General features: G+C 62.1%; 15 protein-coding genes and 1 pseudogene. 9 read left to right on the top strand and 7 right to left on the bottom strand.

Annotated elements, in window-relative coordinates; all coding sequences use genetic code 11:
• Positions 1-14 precede the first annotated feature (14 nt).
• Positions 15-1181, bottom strand: coding sequence for an MFS transporter (locus tag PSEMO_RS23250; RefSeq protein WP_075805298.1), 1167 nt, complete (start codon positions 1179-1181; stop codon positions 15-17).
• A 94-nt stretch (positions 1182-1275) separates the two neighbouring features.
• Between PSEMO_RS23250 and PSEMO_RS23245 the strand changes: the two genes are divergently transcribed.
• The 3 genes and pseudogenes from PSEMO_RS23245 to PSEMO_RS23235 all read left to right on the top strand — a co-directional run.
• Entirely contained in the window at positions 1276-2169 is an 894-nt protein-coding gene (locus PSEMO_RS23245; protein ID WP_178392041.1) for a LysR family transcriptional regulator, read from the top strand.
• Positions 2170-2457: 288 nt separating this feature from the next.
• Positions 2458-3123, top strand: coding sequence for a hypothetical protein (locus PSEMO_RS23240; protein ID WP_075805297.1), 666 nt, complete (start codon positions 2458-2460; stop codon positions 3121-3123).
• Positions 3124-3252: 129 nt separating this feature from the next.
• Positions 3253-3490, top strand: a pseudogene (locus PSEMO_RS23235) (transposase domain-containing protein); the annotation flags it as partial.
• Here PSEMO_RS23235 and PSEMO_RS33575 read toward each other — a convergent pair.
• From PSEMO_RS33575 to fdnG, 5 genes are all read right to left on the bottom strand, one after another.
• Positions 3420-3848, bottom strand: a complete 429-nt coding sequence (locus tag PSEMO_RS33575) for a hypothetical protein (RefSeq protein WP_178392040.1) — start codon at positions 3846-3848, stop codon at positions 3420-3422. The pseudogene PSEMO_RS23235 and the gene PSEMO_RS33575 sit on opposite strands and share 71 nt — an antisense overlap.
• Before the next feature lie 202 nt (positions 3849-4050).
• Positions 4051-4941, bottom strand: coding sequence for a formate dehydrogenase accessory protein FdhE (fdhE, locus tag PSEMO_RS23230; RefSeq protein WP_075805296.1), 891 nt, complete (start codon positions 4939-4941; stop codon positions 4051-4053).
• The gene (locus PSEMO_RS23225; protein ID WP_075805295.1) at positions 4938-5579 is read right to left on the bottom strand and encodes a formate dehydrogenase subunit gamma; all 642 of its coding nucleotides are present in this window, start codon (positions 5577-5579) and stop codon (positions 4938-4940) included. Before PSEMO_RS23225 ends, fdhE begins: the two co-directional genes overlap by 4 nt.
• Positions 5576-6469, bottom strand: coding sequence for a formate dehydrogenase subunit beta (gene fdxH / locus PSEMO_RS23220; protein ID WP_075805294.1), 894 nt, complete (start codon positions 6467-6469; stop codon positions 5576-5578). Before fdxH ends, PSEMO_RS23225 begins: the two co-directional genes overlap by 4 nt.
• Before the next feature lie 10 nt (positions 6470-6479).
• Complete coding sequence (fdnG, locus tag PSEMO_RS23215; protein WP_075805293.1) at positions 6480-9530, bottom strand: formate dehydrogenase-N subunit alpha; 3051 nt, start codon at positions 9528-9530, stop codon at positions 6480-6482.
• Between the two features lie 302 nt (positions 9531-9832).
• Here fdnG and PSEMO_RS23210 point away from each other — a divergent pair, with 302 nt between their 5' ends.
• A complete protein-coding gene (locus PSEMO_RS23210) occupies positions 9833-10180 on the top strand; it encodes a hypothetical protein (protein WP_075805292.1) in 348 nt (115 codons plus the stop codon).
• 122 nt (positions 10181-10302) lie between these two features.
• Positions 10303-11205, top strand: a complete 903-nt coding sequence (locus PSEMO_RS23205; protein ID WP_075805291.1) for a universal stress protein — start codon at positions 10303-10305, stop codon at positions 11203-11205.
• A 105-nt stretch (positions 11206-11310) separates the two neighbouring features.
• Here the strand turns inward: PSEMO_RS23205 and PSEMO_RS23200 are convergent, their stop codons facing one another.
• Positions 11311-12345, bottom strand: a complete 1035-nt coding sequence (locus PSEMO_RS23200; RefSeq protein ID WP_075805290.1) for an autotransporter domain-containing protein — start codon at positions 12343-12345, stop codon at positions 11311-11313.
• A 476-nt stretch (positions 12346-12821) separates the two neighbouring features.
• On the opposite strand from PSEMO_RS23200, the gene PSEMO_RS23195 reads away from it, so the two are divergent.
• The 4 genes from PSEMO_RS23195 to PSEMO_RS33880 are packed head-to-tail and all read left to right on the top strand — an operon-like array spanning position 12822 to position 19793.
• On the top strand, positions 12822-14894 hold the full coding sequence (locus tag PSEMO_RS23195; RefSeq protein WP_075805289.1) for a type VI secretion system Vgr family protein: 2073 nt from the start codon (positions 12822-12824) through the stop codon (positions 14892-14894).
• The gene (locus PSEMO_RS23190) at positions 14873-15835 is read left to right on the top strand and encodes a hypothetical protein (protein WP_256721176.1); all 963 of its coding nucleotides are present in this window, start codon (positions 14873-14875) and stop codon (positions 15833-15835) included. Before PSEMO_RS23195 ends, PSEMO_RS23190 begins: the two co-directional genes overlap by 22 nt.
• Positions 15832-19026 carry a T6SS effector BTH_I2691 family protein gene (locus PSEMO_RS23185; protein ID WP_075805287.1) on the top strand — a complete coding sequence of 1065 codons (3195 nt, stop codon included), beginning with the start codon at positions 15832-15834 and terminating at the stop codon, positions 19024-19026. Before PSEMO_RS23190 ends, PSEMO_RS23185 begins: the two co-directional genes overlap by 4 nt.
• Positions 19023-19793 carry a DUF6708 domain-containing protein gene (locus PSEMO_RS33880; protein WP_256721175.1) on the top strand — a complete coding sequence of 257 codons (771 nt, stop codon included), beginning with the start codon at positions 19023-19025 and terminating at the stop codon, positions 19791-19793. The genes PSEMO_RS23185 and PSEMO_RS33880 overlap by 4 nt, the downstream gene beginning before the upstream one ends.
• The last annotated feature ends 192 nt before the right edge of the window (positions 19794-19985 follow it).

The raw sequence follows: 19985 nt of genomic DNA, 5'->3' as shown, positions 1-19985 counted from the left end.
GGCCCCAATTTTCCTCAAACCGCCACCGCCTCCGACGCCCTCGACCGCCACGCAAACCCCAACACCATCAACAACCCCAACCCGGCCATTGCCGCCCCCGCCAAGGAAATCGCCGGGAACCCCAACCCCGCATTGATCACCGCGGCTCCCAGCGCCGCGCCGATCGCGTTGCCAAAGTTGAACGCACCGATGTTCACCGCCGAGGCGAGATTAGGCGCGTCCTTGGCAGCTTCCATGACGCGCATCTGCAGCGGCGGTACCAGGGCGAAGCTGGCAATACCCCAGATCAGGATGGCTGCGGCGGCCGGCAGCGGCCAGCGCATCAGTACGGTGAACGCCAGCAGCACCAGGATGAGCACGCTCAGGGAGATGATCAGGGTGCGGTCGATCGAGCGGTCGGCGGCTTTGCCGCCCCACATGTTGCCCAGCGTCAGCCCTACGCCGAACAGCACCAGCATGGCGGTGATAAAGGCGGGGGAGGCGTGGGTCTCGTTGCTGAGGATCGGTGCGATGTAGGTGAAGACGGTGAACATGGCGCCCGAGCCAACGACGGTCAGGGCCAGCGCGGCCAGCACCGGGGCACGGCCCAGTACCCGGATTTCGGCCATGACACCGCCGCTTGCCGGTGCCTTGAGGTCAGGCAGGGCGAACCACAATGCCGCCATGGTCACCACGCCGAGGCCGGTAATGCCCCAGAAGGCGGTGCGCCATCCGAACAGCTCGCCAAACCAGGCGGCCAGCGGCACACCGCCAATGGTTGCGAGGGTGAGGCCCATGAACATGGCCGCTACCGCGCCAGCACGTTTTTCAGGGGCCACCACGCTGGCGGCGACGATGGAGCCGACGCCAAAGAATGCGCCGTGGTTCAGTGAGGTCACCACCCTGGCAATCATCAGGCTGTAGTAGTCGGTCGCCATTGCGGACATGAGGTTACCCAGGGTGAAGATCGCCATGAGGCCGATCAGCAGATAGCGCCGGGGAATCCTGCCGGTGGTCAGGGTCATCAGTGGCGCGCCAAGCAGTACGCCCAGGGCGTAGGCACTGACCAGCAGGCCCGCGGCAGGAATCGAAACGCCGAGGTCCGCAGCGATGCCCGGCAGCATGCCCATGGGGGCGAACTCGGTCACGCCGATGCCAAAGGCACCAATGGCGAGTGCAACAAGGGGTGGATTGATACGCATGAAAGGCTCCTTATCTATGCCGCCAATGCTACGATCCAGCTTTCCAAGGCGGTAGATGGCATTTTTGGTAATCACCTTTGCGTAAGAGGCACAAATGGACTTCAACGGCAGATCGGGTGAAATGTTCGTGTTCGCCACCGTGGCGCAGGAAGGCAGCCTGTCGGCCGCCGCGCGTGCCTTGGGGCTCACGCCCTCGGCGGTCAGTCGAATCATCGCCCGTGCCGAACAGCGCCTGGGGACCCGGCTGCTGTTGCGCACCACGCGGGCGATCACCTTCACCGCCGAGGGCGAAGCGTTTCTGCGCGGTGCCCGGCGCATCCTGGCTGATATGGATGAGGTGGAAGAAGCCATTGCTGACCAGGGCGTACCCAGGGGGCGATTGCGGGTCAGTGCTGCCCTGGGGCATGGGCGTCTGTCCATCGTTCCCCTGGTTGCGGCCTTCAGCGAGCAGTACCCGAACATCGTCGTCGACCTCACCTTGGGCGATGAAGTGGTCGACATTCTTGGCGGGCAGGCTGATGTGGCTATACGTTTTGGTTACCTGCCTGATAGCCCGCTGAGCGCGCGGAGGATCGGCGACACTGGCCAGGTGGTGGTGGCATCGCCCGGGTATCTGCAGCGCCATGGCACTCCTCAGGAACCGGAAGATCTCTTACGGCACAACTGTCTGCGCTTCAACTTCCGGCGTGCTGAACCCAACTGGCCGTTTGCGCGGGACGGCAAGGAGTTTTCCCTGAATGTCAGCGGCAACATCGAGTGCAGCAGCGGTGAAGCGCTGGCGCAATTCGCACGAGTCGGTGCGGGCATTGCGCGGATCGGGGAGTTTACTGTCAGCGAGGACTTGCGGCGGGGTGAGCTTGTATCGCTGTTGGAAGCCTGGAATCCCGGTGATCGAGAGCCGATTCATGCGGTTTTTGTGGGTGGCCCGGCGATGCCGGCGCGGGTGCGGTTGTTTGTGGATTTTTTGGTGGAACATCATCGGATGTAGGGGAGGGGTTGGCTGGCTCATTCCGGTGGATAATGTTGGGTGGCCTCTAATGGCGTGGCCTTGCTGACTGGGGAAATCGGGAGCTGTTAGATGGGGGCTGGTTACACATCATCAGAGGCTGGAATGAGAGGTTGCTATCGACCATTAGCTGTCGCTCGTTTTTTGTCAGCTACCCACTCCTTGCTCCTTTTGAGCCTTTGGTTGCCTGAGTGGTGGCAATTGGCCTTGCTGCTGTGTTACCTATAGGGCTCTGGCACTAGAACTCCTCAATCATGAAAGGAGCAGTTGATGTCTCTTGGTGTAGCTCAAGTTAAAGATCTAAATAATTCTGTAAGTGCATATTCTTTCCCGACGGCTCATTTTGACTTCGCCACACAAACTCCCGTCGTTGGACTTTCCATGAGCCAGCTTGAAACTCAAATCCGGCAACAATTGCTTAGCCCTTCATTGAAGGACGTTAAAGACGGTCTGTCGAATATTCTTTACTGGGGCTTTGCGCAAATGGGAGGGCTTGCCCTTATTCGCGTAGAGAGGTTCAGGGCTGCGGTCACTATTCAGCAACTTCAAAAAGCCTCAGATCTTTTCACAAATCACGCCCGTCCGACGCTCTACGAAATAGCTAACCTGAAACTGCCTCAATTTTCTAAGGTGTCGTTTGTAAGCAAGGTCCGTATGTATCTAGATCCGGTGAAGTCCGCGACACTGGACAGGCAGATCATGCAAATCCACCAAGTCCACAACGACACTGTGTTAGCGGCGGTTAAAGAGAACAAAACGAGTATTCCCACCAGTAAGGAAAACTCGAATGCTTATGAGGGGTGGTGCGAGCGTCTCGCTTATATCGCTCAAACTTACCTGCCGGCGGCTCGTGTCGTTGACATTGAGCGCGGGCTTTTTCAAATGATTCAAACTGGACGCGTGAACGATGCCGCGAGCATTCTGAAAAGCGCCTGAGTCACACAGTTCGATTAGTACGTTTAGACTACATTTTTCTTGGGGGATGGCTGAAGTTGACCAAGCGGGGACGGATTTATTTTCACCTGCGAAAATGAATCTGTCCCAGTTTTATTGCGTTTTATTACCGATAATAACTGGTGCGAGAATCAGGTCCGGTCATGGAAACTTGGGCGCTCGAGCTGGTTGTTTGCAGGCTACGTTACGTAGTGGCAAACGTCCGGTTGCGATCATGAGTTTGATCCAGTCGGTGCGGATTAATGGGCGTGATCCCTACGTTTACCTGAAAGATGTACTTACGCGCCTACCGCCGCAGCGGGCAAGTGAAATTGCCGAGCTGCTGTCACACGAATGGGCGCCCGTTTAACCGTCTTTGGAGACGCGGGCAGTGTTTGTTTTGTGAAGCAAGTCTCTAGAACTTGGCCTGATGTTTCATCTATCCGGCAATTGAATCCAGAAAAATTTCCTACCCAAAGAGGCTCCTCGTTCGTTACACCGGTAAAGGCATCCACGGCTCCCATTCCAATAGTTGGCGCTCGCCAAAGTAAATTGCCTGACGAGTCGTAGCAAAAAAGATTTTGCGCGGGAGCATTCCTCTCAAAAGCCATCCAGTCAAACGTCACCAGCACCCTCCCGTTGATAAATACGGCTTCAAGGGCAGGATATTCAATCTCAAACCTTATACCCTCTCCGAAAATCCAGTTACCGCAAACTTCGAGTTGCATACGTTCTCTACCTGTCCTTATCACCGCGATGGTTACTCCAATGCGGTTTCTACCGTATCACGCTGTGGCGCCGGTTTGACCTGCTCCAGCCCGTACCTCGACCCAATCGAAGGTCCGCGCCGAACTGAAGGACTGTGTACCGCGCGACAGCGCAGCCCGAAAGGCGAAATCCCACAGAACTCTGACTCCGCCGCCAGCCCCCTCACCCCGGAAACAAAAACGGACTAACCCCACTCCGCCCAAACCCCTCCCGCTCAACCTCCGCATCCAGCCCCAGCGTAGCCAGATCATCCGCCACCACCTCCAACCCCCGCTCATGCTCCGGATAAAACACCTTCAAGTAGCTTCGGCATTCTCCACAGCTCTCTGCTTTGACCGCAGCCTTAACCTCCCCAAGCGACCAATAATCCAGCCCCCCGGTAGCCTCACAGTTGCTGCACTTGAGCCGCACCATATGCCAGCGACTCTCACACAACCCACACTGCAAATACCGCAACCCCGCCTGCGCCCCGGTCATCACACTGCTCGCCACCGGAGCACTCGCACACACCGGACAATACTGCCGCTCTTCCCCCCGAGCCTTCCCCACAGCCGGCAAATGCGCCGCCAACTGCCCGAAGTACAACGACAGCGCCGCCCAAACAAACAGCGCTTCCCCGCTATGCACCTCATGAAAATCCCCGCGCAACAGCGAATCGGCATAAGCCTCCAACCGCCAATCCTCCTGCACCAGCAACTCTTCCAGCGCCGGATGCTCCACCGTCTCCCCAAGCCCCCGCAACAGCACCAGCCAATACCCATGCCGCACATGCCGCCGACAATCCAGCGGCGCACCTTCCTCACCCAACGACGCCTTCAACCCGGCCAGCACGGAGGAGGGCAGAGGCCGCTGCTTGAGCAACAACTCCTGGCTCTCCACCACCCCCGCGACAAAGTCCAGGTAATCCGCCATGGGATGCCCCACCGCCAACTCCCGCAACCGCGCCGCCCGCCGCGCATAGTTCCCCTCCCGCGAAGGCAACAACACCGGCGCAATTTCCCCGACCGCCACCTGCCCGGCGTCCAGCGGGCTCATCCGAATACTGCTGTTCATTTCACTTTCCCATCCTGCTTGGCACTGATCTGCCGATACCACCGATCATGGTGCGTCTTCGCCCAGCGATGACTCACATACCCCGTGACCATCCCGCGAATCGAGCCCTTCACCCAGAACGCCAGGTACGCATGGCCGATCACCAGCAGGATCAGGCCGATCCCGGCCAGGGCATGCACCAGCAAGCCGATGCGAATGACGGGAATGGAAAACAGCGGCGCAAAGTACGGCCGCCAGATCACCACGCCACTGACCAGCAGCAGGCTGATCAACCCCATGATTCCCCAGAACAGCACCTTCTGTCCGGCGTTGTACTTGCCGATCTGCAGCGCCGGTTCATGCTTGCCGGCGAGTACCTGGGGCACGTTCCTGAACCAGATCCGGTCCTCCGGCTCCGGCAGGTTGTAGCGCACGAAGCGGATGAACAGAAAAACCAGCAACAGGAACACCACCACCCCGAAGAACGGGTGAAGAATCCGCGCCATCTGCGGCGTGCCGAACACCGCATTGAGGCCGTTGAGCGAGGGGAAGAACCACGACAGCCCCGACAGCGCGACGGTGAAGAAGCAGATCACCATCAGCCAGTGGCTGGCGCGCTCGATGAAGCGCGTGCGCAGGATCATCTTGTCCTTGTTCATGCGTGGGTCTCCTCGTCGTGGGTTTCGTCCTCGTCCACTTCGTTCGGGCCAACGCCGACGTAGTGGAACATCGTGCCCGCGAGGGTGGCGAAGAAGGCCACCGCCGCCGCAGGTTTGAGCCAGCCTTTCCAGCCCTGCACCGCGGTGCTGATGCGCGGGTCGGTGGGGAGCTTGTGGTAGAGGTGCGGTTTGTCGGCGTGCTGCAGCACGTACATGACGTGGGTGCCGCCGACGCCTTGCGGGTCGTAGAGGCCGGCGCCGGCGAAGCCGCGGCCATGTAGTTCGTCGACGCGCTGGGCGGCCAGATGCTGCATTTCAGTCTTGGCGCCGAAGTTGATCGCGCCGGTGGGGCAGGTCTTGACGCAGGCGGGTTCCTGGCCGACCGAGACGCGATCGACGCAGAGAGTACATTTGTACGCCTTGTTGTCTTTCTGGCTGATCCGCGGCACGTCGAAGGGGCAGCCGGCGATGCAGTAGCCGCAACCGATGCAGTGCTCGGACTGGAAATCGACGATGCCGTTGGCGTACTGGATGATCGCTCCCGGCTGCGGGCAGGCCTTGAGGCAGCCGGGGTCGGCGCAGTGCATGCAGCCGTCCTTGCGGATCAGCCATTCGAGGCGGCCGCTTTCGTTTTCCACTTCGTCGAAGCGCATCAGCGTCCACGTCTCGGCCGAGAGGTCGGCAGGGTTGTCGTAGACGCCGACGTTGTGGCCGACCTCGTCACGCAGGTCGTTCCATTCGTTGCACGCCACCTGGCAGGCCTTGCAGCCGATGCAGATGCTTACGTCGATCAGCTTGGCGACCTCGGCCTGGTGGTGGCGCGCTTGCGGCGGCGGGGTCAGCGAGCTGGTGGCCGAGCGTTTGATGATGTCCTGGGATTGGTATGACATGAGTGCTCCCTCAGACCTTTTCCACGTTCACGAGAAACGCCTTGTATTCCGGCGTGTGCGTATTGGAGTCGCCGACCCCGGGCGTCAGGGTGTTGGCGAGGAAGCCCTTGCGCGTGGCGCCTTCGTAGCCCCAGTGGCAGGGGATGCCGATGGTGTCAACGGCCTGGCCGTCGATGGTCAGGCGCTGGATGCGCTTGGTCACCACCGCCTTGGCCTTGATGTAGCCGCGCTGTGTACTGACCTTGACCCGGTCGCCATGGGCGATGCCCTTGTCCGCGGCGAGCTTTTCACCGATCTCGACGAACTGCTCCGGCTGGATGATCGCGTTGAGGCGCGAGTGCTTGGTCCAGTGACGGAACAGCTCGGTGATCGAGTAGGTGGTGGCGACGTAGGGGAAGTCCTCGCGCTTGCCCATCCGCGAGCGGTCGTGGTCGTAGATGCGCGCGGTGGGGCAGTAGGTGACCTTAGGGTGCAGCGGGTTGCTGGCCAGCGGGCTTTCGGTCGGTTCGTAGTGCTCGGGGAACGGGCCGTCGTTGAGCGCGCCCACCGAGAACAGCCGGCCCACGCCTTCCGGCAGCATGATGAACGGGCTGGTGGCGCTGCCGGGGGCAATGGTCGGGGCGAAGTCGGGCACGTCGATGCCGCTCCAGCGCGCGCCGTCCCAGGCGATCAGCTGGCGTTTCGGGTCCCAGGGCTTGCCCGCCGGGTCCGCCGAGGCGCGGTTGTAGAGGACGCGGCGGTTCTGCGGCCAGGCCCAGGCCCAGCCGGGGGTGTTGCCGAGGCCGACGTCGGTGTTGTCGCGGCGGGCCATCTGGTTGCCCTGTTCGGTCCACGAGCCGGCGAAGATCCAGTTGAAGCACACGGTGCTGCCGTCGTCGCGCAACTGGCCGAAGTCATTGAGCAACTGGCCCTTGCGCAGGATCAGGTTGCCCTGGTCGTCCTTGAGGTCGACCAGCGCGCGGCCGTTGGATTCCTTGGCGACTTCTTCCGGTTTCGGGTCCAGCGGGTCGGCGTAGTCCCAGGCCATGTTGAGGATCGGCGCGGGGTTGGCACCGCCTTCCTTTTCATAGAGCTCGCGAATCTTCATGAACAGATGGCCGAGGATCTTGCCGTCGTGCCAGGCCTCGCCGGGTGGCGCGGCGCCCGCCCAGTGCCATTGCAGCCAGCGCGAGGAGTTGACGATGGAGCCGTCTTCCTCGGCGAAGCAGGAGGAGGGCAGGCGGAACACTTCGGTCTGGATCGCGGCGGTGTCGACGTTGTGCTCTTCGCCGTGGTTCTTCCAGAAGCTCGAGGTCTCGGTGGCCAGCGGGTCGATGATCACCAGGAACTTGAGCTTGGCCAGCGCGGCCTGAGCCTTGTTCTTGTCCGGGAAGGCCGCCACCGGGTTGAAGCCCTGGGCGATGTAGCCGTTGACCTTGCCTTCGTACATGCGGTTGGTGAAGTTGATGACGTCGTAGCTGTCATCCCATTTCGGCAGCCAGTCGAAGCCCCAGTCGTTGTCTTTCGTGGCCTTGTCGCCCCAGAAGCTCTTCATCATGCTGACGAAGAATTTCGGGGTGTTCTTGTAGTAGTTGACCTGGTCGGCCTGCACCGCGCTCGGGGTGGTCTGCTTGAGGTAGGTGGCGAGGTCCGTCTGCGCGTCGGACGGCAGGTTCATGTAGCCCGGCAAGCGTAGCGAGAGCAGGCCGAGGTCGGTGTAGCCCTGGATGTTGGAGTGGCCGCGCAGGGCGTTTACGCCGCCGCCAGCCATGCCGATATTGCCCAGCAGCAGTTGCAGCATGCCGGAGCCGCGGATCATCTGCGCGCCGTTGGTGTGGTGGGTCCAGCCGAGGGCGTAGAGGAAGGTGGCGGTCTTGTCCGGGGCGCTGGTCTCGCCAATGATCGCGCAGATCTTCAGGAAGTCGTCCTGCGGGGTGCCGCAGACATTGCTGACCATTTCCGGGGTGTAGCGCGAGACGTGCTGCTTGAGCAGGTTCCATACGCAGCGCGGATGGCTGAGGCTGAGGTCGCGCCTGGCGAATCCGTTCTCGTCCAGTTCGTAGTTCCACGAGGCGCGGTCATAGCTGCGCTTGCTGGCGTCGTAGCCGCTGAACAGGCCTTCGTCGAAGTGGTAGTCCTCGCGCACGATCAGGCTGGCGTTGGTGTAGGCGCGCACGTATTCGTGCTGGACCTTGTCGTTGCTGATCAGCCAGTTGACCATGCCCATCAGGAAGGTCACGTCGGAGCCGGCGCGGATCGGCGAGTAGATGTCGGCCACGGCGGCGCTGCGGTTGAAGCGCGGGTCGACCACGATGACTTTCGCGCCGTTGCGGATCTTCGCCTCGATCACCCACTTGAAGCCCACCGGGTGCGCTTCGGCGGGGTTGCCGCCCATGATCATGACCACGTTGGCGTTCTTGATATCGACCCAGTTGTTGGTCATCGCGCCACGGCCGAAGGTCGGCGCCAGGGCGGCCACGGTCGGCGCGTGGCAAACCCGCGCCTGGCTGTCGGTGCCGAGGATGCCCAGGGCACGGGTGAAGCGCTGGTCAAGGGAGCCGGTCTCGCTGCTGGCCGCCGAGGAGCAGAGCATGCCGGTGCTGAGCCAGCGGTTGACCGTGGTGCCCTTGGCGTTTTTCTCGATGAAGTTGGCGTCGCGGTCGTCCTTCATCAGGCGGGCGATGCGCTCGATGGCATGCTCCCAGCTGACCCGCTGCCATTTATCCGAGCCAGGGGCGCGGTATTCGGGGAAGAGCAGGCGCTGGTCGCTGTGGATGTAGTCCACCAGGCCCGCGCCTTTCGGGCACAGCGAGCCGCGGCTGACCGGGTGGTCCGGGTCGCCTTCGATATGGAAGATCCGCGCCTTGGCGTTCTTCGCGCCGTCGCCGAGGCTGTACATCAGCAGGCCGCAGCCCACCGAGCAGTAGGTGCAGTTGTTGCGGGTTTCCTTGGCCCGCAGCAGTTTGTACTGGCGCGACTGGGTCGCCTGGGCCATGCCCGGGGCGAAACCCAGGGTGGCGCAGGTCGCGGTGGCGGCGCCCACGGTGCACAGTTTGAAGAACTGTCGTCTACCCAGTCCCATGATCATCTCCTTGTTGCGGCCGAGCCGACGCGACAGCCGCGCACAGGCGTGCGCGCCGTTCAAAGCGGCGGAATCGGGCGGTGGTCTTCAGGCCAAAGCAGGCAGGAAAGGCGGCCCGATCCATTCTTTCGAGGGTCTGGGCAGCGCATTCGCGGGGAGTCTATGTCCATATCTTTTGTGTGACTAATCGACAGTGACAATCAATTGATCGATGTCATCTATTGGCACATAAAAAGAAGGGTTTTCTGGGTTAGGCGCGGCGGTGCTAAAGTCGCTCCTTTTTTCCGTCGAAGAGGTTGAACATGCGTATTGCCCTGGCTTTGCTCGCCGCCACCCTGCTGGCAGGCTGCGCCTCGTCGGCGATGAACTCGGCCAGATCTGGCCAGCCGGACAGGATTATCAATTCGACCAAAGAAGCAGCCAAGGTCGCCGAGTGTGTGCAGTTCAGCTGGCAGGACGAGGCGGTGTTCGGCGTGGACGCCAGCGGCTACCTGGAGCGCACGGCCCAGGGCATCACCGTTTCGACCCGTGGCGGCGAGTACTTCACCGACATTTCCCAGGCCGGCGGCGGCAGCGTGGTCAAGTTCTACGCGCAGAAGGATGACGCCCTGGCGCAACGCCGTATGGCGGCGCTGGCTACCTGTCTCTGATCTGAGGCTTATACTCAGGCAACGATACCGGCGTTGTGCCGGTATCGTCGCTTCGGTCGTCCTGACCGGGGTGCGTTGATTCTTTATTCGCGGCAATCGGACAACCCGTCAGGAGGTGTCTTATGCGCCCGTATCAACGCCTGTTCATGATCGCCTCGCCGAGCCTGCGCCACACCCCGGCCATGGAACGTGCGGTGGCGATCGCCAGGGCCACCGACGCGGCCCTGCACATCGCGGTATTTCTCGAAGAAGGTGACCTGCTCGGGCGCATGGCTGCGGGTTCGGCGCTGCGCCAGTCGATGGAGCAGGACGCCTGGACCTGGCTGCGCGACGAGGCCGCGCAGTTGCGCCATGACGGGCTGGAGGTCAGTTGTGAAGTGCAGGTGAGCCGGCACGTCATGGCGGACATGCTCGAGCATGTCAAGGAGATGCAGCCGGACCTGGTGATCAAGGACGTGCACCATGAATCGGCCTTGCGCCGGGTCTTCCTCACGCCGCCGGACTGGCAGTTGCTGCGCGACTGCGCGGCGCCGCTGCATCTGGTCAGCGACATGCGCTGTCCGTTGCCGAAGGTGGTGATTGCGGCGGTGGATACCCTGCATCCGGACAGCCAGCACACGCGGATCAGCGATCGGGTGATTCGCGAGGCCAATGCCCTGGCGATCCAGTGCGATGCCGAGTTGCATCTGTTGCATGCCTGGGATGTGGCGCAGACCCAGTTCGCCGACTTTGGTGCAGGGGCGGTGACCATGCCGGGGTTCAACAGTGAGGTGAGACGGTCGGCGCAACTGGCGTTCGAGCATCTGGCCGAGGCCCATGGGGTGGCGGAGAGTCATCGGCATTTCGTTACCGGGCCAGCGACCCATGCCATCGCCGAGTATGCCGGGCAGCACCGGGCGGATGTGATCGTTATGGGCAGCAGCCAGCGGCGCGGGGCGGCGGGGGTGCTGGGGAGCACTACCGAGCATGTGTTGCAGCATCTGCCTTGCAATGTGCTGGCGGTGCGGGGGCAGCAGGATTATTGATGGTGCAGCTGATGGCCCTATCGCTGGCAAGCCAGCTCCCACAGGCACCGCGTACCCTGTGGGAGCTGGCTTGCCAGCGATAGGGCCATCAGCCCCAACCCAAAATCACCAGCGAACGCGCACCCCCAGATTCCCGATCAACCCATTCAGATCATTGTCATCCACATCACTGCTGTAATCGGCACTGACAAACAGCGCCACCTTCGGTGTCACCCTGGCCACCAACCCCAGCCCCAGTTCCACCGTGGTCGAGTTGCGCCCGCTGCTGATCTTGTCGACCTTGTCCAGGCTGACCGTGTCGGCATTGGAGAAGTCGTACCACACGTTGGTCCGCAGGAACGGCTCGATGGGCATGCCGCTCACCACATAATGCCCGGACAGCTTCGCCCCGACCCGGCCACTCCAGCTCGGCTGCCCGTCGAGGGATTGCAGGGCATCGGCCTGGGCCTGGTTGGCGGCGAAGTACTGCTGGTTGACCAGTTGCGCCTGGGGTTCGATCACCCAGTTCTTGCCCAGGCCAATGGGAAAGCCGCCTTCCACCGAGAAGGTCAGGGCATGGCCGTCGCCGTCGATCCGCGCGCCATCTGCATTGCGCCCGCTAGCATCGAAGCGGGTACCCATGGCCACCGCGTCCACATGCCAGCCCTGTTCATTGCGCAGGCTCCAGTACATACCCACGCTTTCCCCTTGCAGACGCACCGGGGCGTTCTTGTCGCCGGTCTGCGGGAAGCCGCCTTGCAGGTCGCTGCGCCCGACGAAGATCCCGGCGCTATGCATGTTGCCGCCGGCAGTCTCGCGCACGAACAGATCGGGGCTCATGCGCAGCTGGTTGCCGGGCATTTCCAGGGGTGGCTGGCTGGACGGCGCTGCGCTCGGGAAGAACTGCGCCCATTGGCTGTGCAGCAGGTCCGGGGCCACCAGGGCATCACGTTCGGCACGACGTTCGGAGAAGGCACTCAGCGTCTCGCGACCCAGGCCGGTGAAGTTCACCGGTTGCAGGCTCAGGGTCGGCATATGAAAGGCCAGGGACGGGTCGAATTCCTCGCGCTCCAGAGCATCTGCCGGGGTCGCCAGCAGCAGGGAAGCGGACACGGCGAAGAAAAACGATTCGAGGCTGGTGGGGGTGGACGCTGTTTTCATGGTGAATCTCCTCATAGCGAACAGCCAGGGATCTGGCCTGATGTCACGGCTCGAGGAGGGGCGACCCAAACCAGCAAAACGGAGCCCGTCCCGCGCGCTGGAAAGCGCAGGCTAGAGGCCCGGATTGAGTGTGGAGCGGTACTGCTACGGTTCAGTCAAGGAGAGTGGGGGCGGGGCGTCAAGATTGTGTGAAAAGGCTGTCAGGGGATTGTGCGAGGGGGCAAGTGCTTGAAAGCAAAAGGGGTTCTACATCCTATAGAAAAGTAGGGTCTTTCAGAGGGGTTGGCTATTTCGAATGATTGCTAGGCATCGAGGCAGGATGGTTAAGCGCGTACCCTGTGGGAGCGGGTACGCGTCGCTTTTGAAGTCTCAGTCGTTTCACACAGGCTCTTGGGAATTTTCCTATATACCCACCTCAGGCCGGTCTTCAGCATCTCTGCGGAATTCATTCCCATGGAAATCGCAGGAAGCACTGAATGCCCGTCCAGTCCGATCTGAGCTTCACCTTCACCGCCGCAGCCGGTGAATTCGAGGTCATAGAATTCCACCTCAGCGAAGGCCTATCCGAAACCTTTCGCCTCGAAGTCGACCTGAGCAGCCGCGATCCCTCCCTCGAATTTGGCGAGATTCTCGACCGTCCCGCGCTGTTCACCATCTGGCAGGGTGGCCAGCCCGTGCGCTACGTCCACGGTTCGGTCAGCGGCTTCCAGCAGGGTGAAACCGGCTTCCGCCACACCCGCTACCGCGCCGTCGTAGAACCCCGCCTGGCCCGTCTGCACCTGTGTGCGGACTGGCGCATCTTCCAGACCCTCAGCGTGCCCGACATTGCCAACGTGATGCTGAAAAAGCACGCCCTCACCCTCGACTACGAGCTACGCGCCGCCAGGGCCCACACTGTCCGCGAATACTGCGTGCAGGCCGGCGACACCGACTATCACTTCGTCGAGCGCATCATGCGCGAAGAGGGTTTTTTCTACGGCTTCCTGCACAGCGAGGAAGGCCACCGCCTGATCCACTGCGACTACCTGTGGATCTTCGGCAAGCAGCCCGGCGAGCCGGTGGAATACAACCCCAAGCCCGGCGCCGATCGCCCGGGCCCGGCGCTGCACCGCTTCACCTACAGCGAAAACGTGCGCAGCGCCCGCCAGGTGCAGCGCGACTACAGCTTCAAGAACCCGAAACTCACCGAAGAGAGCAAGTACAAGGCCACGGACCTCGAGCACCAGGCGGACAGCTACGAGCGCTACGACTACCCCGGTCGCTACCGCGGAGAAAAGAACGGCGAGGCCTTCAGCCGCAGCCGCCTGCTCGGCCTGCGGGGTGACGCCTGCCAGGTCATTGCCGAGGGCGACGATGCCCGGCTGGTCCCCGGCTTGTTCTTCGACCTGGTCGGTCACCCTCGCGAGGACATGAACCGCGGCTGGCGCCCGGTGCACCTGGAGCACCACGGCAAGCAGTACGTCAGCCAGGAAGAAGACAGCGCCGAGGCCGACTGTGGCACCCACTACAACTGCCTCGCCACCCTGGTCCCGCACGACGCCGAATGGCGCCCCGAGCCGCTGCCCAAACCGCGCATCGACGGCCCGCAGATGGCCACGGTGGTGGGGCCGCCGGGGGAGGAAATCTATTGCGATGAATACGGCCGGGTGAAGGTGCAGTTTCCGTGGGACCGGGAAGGCAACGAAGACGAACACAGCTCCTGCTGGGTTCAGGTTTCGCAGGGCATCGCCGGGGCGCTGTGGGGGCATATGGCGATCCCGCGCATCGGTCAGGGTGTAATTGTCAGCTACGGCAACGCGGACGCTGACCAGCCAGTGATTACGGGCCGGTGTTATACGGCGTTACAACGCCCGCCCTACGAACTGCCCGCAAACAAGACGCGTATGGTCTTCAAGAGCCAGACCCACAAGGGCAATGGCTTCAACGAGCTGAGCTTCGAGGATGAAGCGGGACAGGAAGAAGTCTTTATTCGCGCCCAGAGGAACCAGAGGAACGAGGTCAGGAACGACGAAACCACCCACGTCGGGAATGACCGCAGCGAGCAGGTGGACAACGACGAGCGCCTCACCGTCGGCCACGATCGCAAGAACACCGTGGGCAACGACGAGCAGGTGCTGATCGGGCAGAACCGACGGCATGAGATCGGCAGCGACGACGACCTGATCATCGGCGGCAACCACAGCATCACCACGGCCGGGGACCGTACCGAAGAGGTCGGCAACGACCGCCATGACACCACGACCGCCGACCACCACATCGAGATCGGCGGGCATCTGCGACAGCAGGTGCAAGGCGACGTCATGTTGCAAGCGGGCCAGCGCATCGTCCACCGCACCCGGGCCCATGAAATCAGCGCCGCCGACACCCTGGTCCTCAAGGGACCCGGCGGCACGCTGCGTATCGATGCGGCAGGCATCACGCTGGATGGCATCGCGCTCACGTTCAAGGGCCCCATTAACAAGCCCGCAGGAGGCAGCGGTAACAGCCTGTCCCAGACCAGCAAGGTGCTGGAAGGCGCGCACGCCCTATGCGAAAGGAAAATCAAATGAAGACGGGGGCTCTCACGCATTTCCTGGAGCATGACCGCAAGCCGGATGATTATCTCTATCTGCTGCTGGATGGCCTGGCCGACTGTGCACCGGAGCACCCACTCAGTGTGCCGTCCCTGGTCCAGTCGCTGGGCGATGCTGCGGTCTCCCGCGTATTGCGCCCGGATCTTGCCCATACTCCCGAAGCCTGTCCCGCGCTGGTTCAGTTGGCCAGGCCCGGTGAATCGCCGGCGCCGCAGCATCTCGAATGGAGTGCCGTGCGCGCATCCAGGGACATTGGCTACCACAAGCGTTATGTCTGCGGCTGGCTGCTCAGCCCGCAACCACTGGATATCATCGCCGGCCATATCGCAACGCGCTGCCACACCATTGCGGGCAAGGACGGGCGCCCCTTGCCCTGGTTCGAGCCACTCAGGCTGGAGTTGTTTTGCGCCACGGCGGTCAGTGAAAAAGCCTGGCTGCTATGCCCCATCCGCTGCTGGTTACTACCGCTTAGTTGGGGCACTTATAGCGTGATAAGCGGCACCGACCACGCGGCCGAGGTCGTGATGCCGGAGGCGGCTCACCAGGCCCAGCAGTGGGCACCGCTGATCAGCAACTTCCTCGATATCTGGCAGCACCTCCTGCAACGCCCTGCCGGCTTCGCGCCGTGGCGCTGGACCGGAGACACCGTCCTGCCGCCACAGGCAGCCCTGCATGCGCTGAGGCTGGTCCGCGATGCCTACGCGTTCGGTCTGCGAAGTCATCGCGACATCATCGCCCTCTGCCTGCACCAGGTGTTCATCCACCCGCTGTTGCTGCGCCACCCGGAAATCCAGGCGCTCATCACCAAGGCCGGGTCAGGTGCTCTGGACCTGCAAGGCCACTTCGCCAGCCACTACAGCGAAGCCCTCTGGAAACGCACCTTCACTGATCTGCCCCATGCGAAGGACTATTCATGACCATCAGCTTCAGCGTCATTTCCGACATCGCCACCGGCGAGGCCTGTCCGGTCCCCAGCACCCTCTGCGCCACCTGCCAGCGCAGCGGCCTGCCCATCCTGCCCCTGCGCGCCGCCTATGCCCCGGCTCCCTGGGAGACCCAGTTGCGGCCATTGACCCCTGGCTCCGAGGTCCAGGCCGTGCGCATGGGCCTTGGGCAACCTCGCATCTTGCGCCAGGGCTATCTCTATGTGCTGCTCGACCGCCGCGAATGGCAGGCCTACGAGATCTCGCCCGAAGGGGCACTGAGCCAGTTCCGCCCGTACCAAATGCCACAGGAAGAGCCCCGGCCACTGTGTGAGGCCTGTATCCGGGAGGATCACGACATCCCGGCATCCTTCATCAACATCGATACCAACAAGTACTCCACCGCCTGGCTGGCCATTGCCAACGACCCCTGGCCCAAGGCGGTGCTGGATAGCTACCTGCGCGGCGGCGTGGTCGACGGCGTTAACCTCGATGAACGCTTCCACCCACTCGACCTCAAGGCCGCGCGCAGCGACCCCGCCAGCGTCGGCATCGCCATGAACGAAAGCGACCCGCAGCTCCAGCAAGTGCTCGAGTACGCGCAAAACATTCCTGGCGATTTCCGCAGCGTGCACGGCTTCCATGGTCGCCAGCACCGCCTGCGTGCCCTGAAGGGGCATCTGCGCAACGTGATCCAGGAACAGGAACTGCCCAACGGCGTATTGGCCCTGGTGCTGCCTGACCCAATCGGCGTGGTCCAGGAGCTCAATGCCCAGCGTCTGCTCCGCAATCAGGCCATGCTGCAATGGTGTGCGCAACCGAAGCGCAGCTTCGAGTTCTTCACCTCCCAGGCCTTGCTCGCGATCCGTGGGCATCAGATGGAAGTCGCGAAGGAAAGGGCGAAGAAGCGCGCGGAAGACGAAAACAAGTGGCGGAGCGAGCAGAACAATAACCCCATGGTCAATCCGACCCTGCCGATGCTCAATCCGAACTTTCCCCTGCTCGATGTCGAGGCGGAAACCGCGCGCCTGGCCCCGGTCAAGCAAGCGGAGGCCAGGGAGCGCCTGGAAGAACGCTACGACGAGCAGGCCCGTGCGACTTTCGAGGCGGACTTCCAGCACACCCTCGCCGGTTGGCAACAGGTCATCGACGACGTTGCCGAGCACCTTGAGCACCACTACAGCGACGCGGCCTATCAGCGCGCGGCCCTGCATGACTACAGCATCACCAACCCGCGCTCGGTCGAGCTGTTCTTCCGCATGCAGGGGACCTGCCTGTCCGGTGGTCCGACCGAACAGCGAGGGGACGGCCCGCTGGGCCCAACCTTGCGGCTCTGGAAAGCGCTCCTGGAGAATCACGACAGTCTGCTGTACCGGGCCCTGACCGCAGGGACCAGGCCGCTGTTCGGAGAGCTGCAGGATGCTCTCGCCGGTGACGAGCGCACCCGGGTCTACCACGCCATCAAGACCTTCATCACCACCCAGGAAGCCAGGAACCTGATGTCCGGCCCCGTCCAGGACGCCATCGGCCAACTGCTGTCCGCGGCGGCGACGGCCAGCAGTCGTCTCGGCAACGAGCTGTCGGACAAGACCCGGGCATTGCTGGAGCATCTGCACCGCGTGGCCCTGCTGCGCCACTTCGGGGTGGAGGCCACGCGAGTCACCGTTTCCCTCAAGGTGGGCGAGTACCTTTCGCTGCTCAACGAAGTGCTGCAGGAAAGCACCGATCGCTACATGACCCGGCTCGACCAGCAGTTCCGCAAGCCGGCCCAGCGCAAGGTGCGCGCCATGCTGCTGAGCAATACCCTGTCGGCGGCCGTGCCGGGCACGCCTGGAAAGCTGGTCGAAGCCAGTTTCTGGACCCTGGAAAAAGCCGAGTCCCTGAAGGCCCGGCTGGACAAGCTCAGCGCCGGGGTCAGCGACGGTATTGGTGATGCCTTGCGCACTGTCACCCTCGGTGCCGAAGCAGTCCAGGAGGCCATGGACAACCTGGGGCGCAAGGTGATCCTCAATGCTGAGGGCTCCGTCCAGCTGGCGCGGGAGTCGATGCACAGCATGCGCACCGCCGCAGTTGCCGGCACACCCGGTGCCAGCGCCATGGGGCTGGGGCTGATCAGCCTGTGGTTCCAGCAGGACAGCCTGCGCCGAAGCTATGCCAGCCTGCTCGATACCGTGGGGGACAAGTATCCCGAAGCGGTGGCGGCGGTGATGTCGGCATCGATTGGGGTGATGGGGGCCGGTACGGAGGTTGTCGGTGGGACGATCCAGATGGTGCGACCGGATCTGCACATGCCGACCCGGATTGTTGGACAGACAGTCGGAGTGGGGGCGCGGATCGTGCAGTACGGTGGGGCGCTGGTGGCGTTGGCTAGTGCGTTGGAGGGGTTGCAGTATGCGTTTGCGGCGGGTCGCTCAAGAGCCTCTGGTGACCGAGGGGCAAGTAATAAATATTCGCTAGCGACTGCTTCTGCTACCGGCTCAGCAGCGCTCGGGGTTTGGGGGGCCTTGGCTCCAGCCGCTTTTGCACTACTTCCTCTTGCCGCATCCGTACTGTTAGGCCTTGCGGCATTCGGTCTGGCAGTGTGGGCAAAAAGACAGGAGTCAGAACCCTTGGAACTTTGGGCACGCCACTCGCTATGGGGCCTTTCTACAAAACACCGCCGTTGGACGACCCCTGAGGACATGGATACAGCTATCGGTGAACTGAATGCTGCACTGTTGGGGATGACTGCAAATGCAGGAATGATCGTAAAAGCCGAGCAGGAAGCTGGACTTCCCATTGGAGATGCTGTCCCTGCCGGAATCTTCTTGGAGTACATACTCGTCCTGCCTGGGTATCAGGCGGATGTATCGGGTTACGAATGGACGTTGCAGGTCTACCGGCCTAACCAGACTTTGGGAGAAACCATTGCGAGCGGCCGTAGTGGAGTAGCAAATGGTCCATTGCCGCCTCCCGCTGCGTGGAAAACGCCGGGGTATCGTCCTGAAACCACAACTCCTGTCATTACGCATAACGCCCAAGCTCTCGAGATTCGTGGTTCCATTAGCTTCTTCGGCTTTCTCGAGGTTCATGCCTTTCAGCTTGAGGTTTCTTATTGGCCTGACAAGAGTGACAAGTCGGGGTTTGCCCGGCTCATCGTCAGAGAGGACAAGATCAAGGGGCAAGCAAGGAAGGGGTCCATATGAGAGGACCTAAACTCACCCCGCCTTGCCCAGGCTGGCAAGAAGATCTGCCTACTCCTGATGAAAAACCAGCTGTAACTCCAGCACTTGGGTTCGATACACCCAATCATCAAGATTTTACTTTTCTGGAACTACCACGGGCCTCGGCACTTGTCAGGGGAGTCATGATATGGTTCGCGCCCGTCACCAGCATCCTCCTAATTGGATTGTTGTGGTTCATCATTTCAGACTGGCGTGTATTGGACCTTGAAGGATGGATCATGTTGATCACGGCTGTGGCAATTACAATCTGGACACTCGCTTTTTGCGTGAAAGTTGATATAGCTCCTCCTAGGGACTCACCACTGCGCTTCAACCGCGCCCGCCAACGTCTCTATGCTTATAACTTCAAATTCCGCTGGTGGAATCCCTTCGAGGAATGGCGGGTATTGCCAGTGGCCTACGACTGGTCACAAGTCCGAGCCGAACGCTGGAGACGAACCCACTTCACTGCTCAGGGCGGGGTCATCATCCAGTTCGGCGTCGAACTGTCCATCGTCAAACCCGGCACCAACCAAGTCATCGACCGCTTCCCCCTGACCGCCATGGGTGCCGACGCGCACGCTTGGGCCTATGTCTGCACCTATATGCAACAAGGTCCCGATGCACTGCCTCCCCCAGGGCCGCCCTGGGACCATAACGATGTGCTGTGGTGCAACATCGCCATGCTGCTGGCACCGAAGGTCGAGTGGCCTGCCGATATGGATCTGGAATCCAGGACCGCGCCATGAGCAGGATAAAAGGGCCTAAGCTGATACCGCCCTGTCCCGGCTGGAAAGAGGACCTGCCTGGCCCCCAATGTCATCAACCTAAGCTGCAGCCCTGCCCAAGGCAAGCCCCCCGAAGCAGCCAGCCGCCATGGCCGTCGGGCGATGACCAGGCCTCTGCCGCTCAATCAGGCGGTCTAGCTGGGCTGGCGGTGA

Origin of the sequence: Pseudomonas putida, assembly GCF_001941965.1 — a bacterium.
GTDB classification, from domain to species: Bacteria; Pseudomonadota; Gammaproteobacteria; order Pseudomonadales; family Pseudomonadaceae; genus Aquipseudomonas; species Aquipseudomonas putida_L.
Note: the sequence above shows the minus strand (reverse complement) of the source record. Positions and strands in the feature narration are given on the sequence as shown.

Bases quoted from the DNA above. Each gene is read 5' to 3' on its own strand.
- PSEMO_RS23250 (WP_075805298.1), bottom strand. From the start codon at position 1,181: ATGCGTATCAATCCACCCCTTGTTGCACTCGCCATTGGTGCCTTTGGC.
- PSEMO_RS23245 (WP_178392041.1), top strand. From the start codon at position 1,276: ATGGACTTCAACGGCAGATCGGGTGAAATGTTCGTGTTCGCCACCGTG.
- PSEMO_RS23240 (WP_075805297.1), top strand. From the start codon at position 2,458: ATGTCTCTTGGTGTAGCTCAAGTTAAAGATCTAAATAATTCTGTAAGT.
- PSEMO_RS33575 (WP_178392040.1), bottom strand. From the start codon at position 3,848: ATGCAACTCGAAGTTTGCGGTAACTGGATTTTCGGAGAGGGTATAAGG.
- fdhE (WP_075805296.1), bottom strand. From the start codon at position 4,941: ATGAACAGCAGTATTCGGATGAGCCCGCTGGACGCCGGGCAGGTGGCG.
- PSEMO_RS23225 (WP_075805295.1), bottom strand. From the start codon at position 5,579: ATGAACAAGGACAAGATGATCCTGCGCACGCGCTTCATCGAGCGCGCC.
- fdxH (WP_075805294.1), bottom strand. From the start codon at position 6,469: ATGTCATACCAATCCCAGGACATCATCAAACGCTCGGCCACCAGCTCG.
- fdnG (WP_075805293.1), bottom strand. From the start codon at position 9,530: ATGGGACTGGGTAGACGACAGTTCTTCAAACTGTGCACCGTGGGCGCC.
- PSEMO_RS23210 (WP_075805292.1), top strand. From the start codon at position 9,833: ATGCGTATTGCCCTGGCTTTGCTCGCCGCCACCCTGCTGGCAGGCTGC.
- PSEMO_RS23205 (WP_075805291.1), top strand. From the start codon at position 10,303: ATGCGCCCGTATCAACGCCTGTTCATGATCGCCTCGCCGAGCCTGCGC.
- PSEMO_RS23200 (WP_075805290.1), bottom strand. From the start codon at position 12,345: ATGAAAACAGCGTCCACCCCCACCAGCCTCGAATCGTTTTTCTTCGCC.
- PSEMO_RS23195 (WP_075805289.1), top strand. From the start codon at position 12,822: ATGCCCGTCCAGTCCGATCTGAGCTTCACCTTCACCGCCGCAGCCGGT.
- PSEMO_RS23190 (WP_256721176.1), top strand. From the start codon at position 14,873: ATGCGAAAGGAAAATCAAATGAAGACGGGGGCTCTCACGCATTTCCTG.
- PSEMO_RS23185 (WP_075805287.1), top strand. From the start codon at position 15,832: ATGACCATCAGCTTCAGCGTCATTTCCGACATCGCCACCGGCGAGGCC.
- PSEMO_RS33880 (WP_256721175.1), top strand. From the start codon at position 19,023: ATGAGAGGACCTAAACTCACCCCGCCTTGCCCAGGCTGGCAAGAAGAT.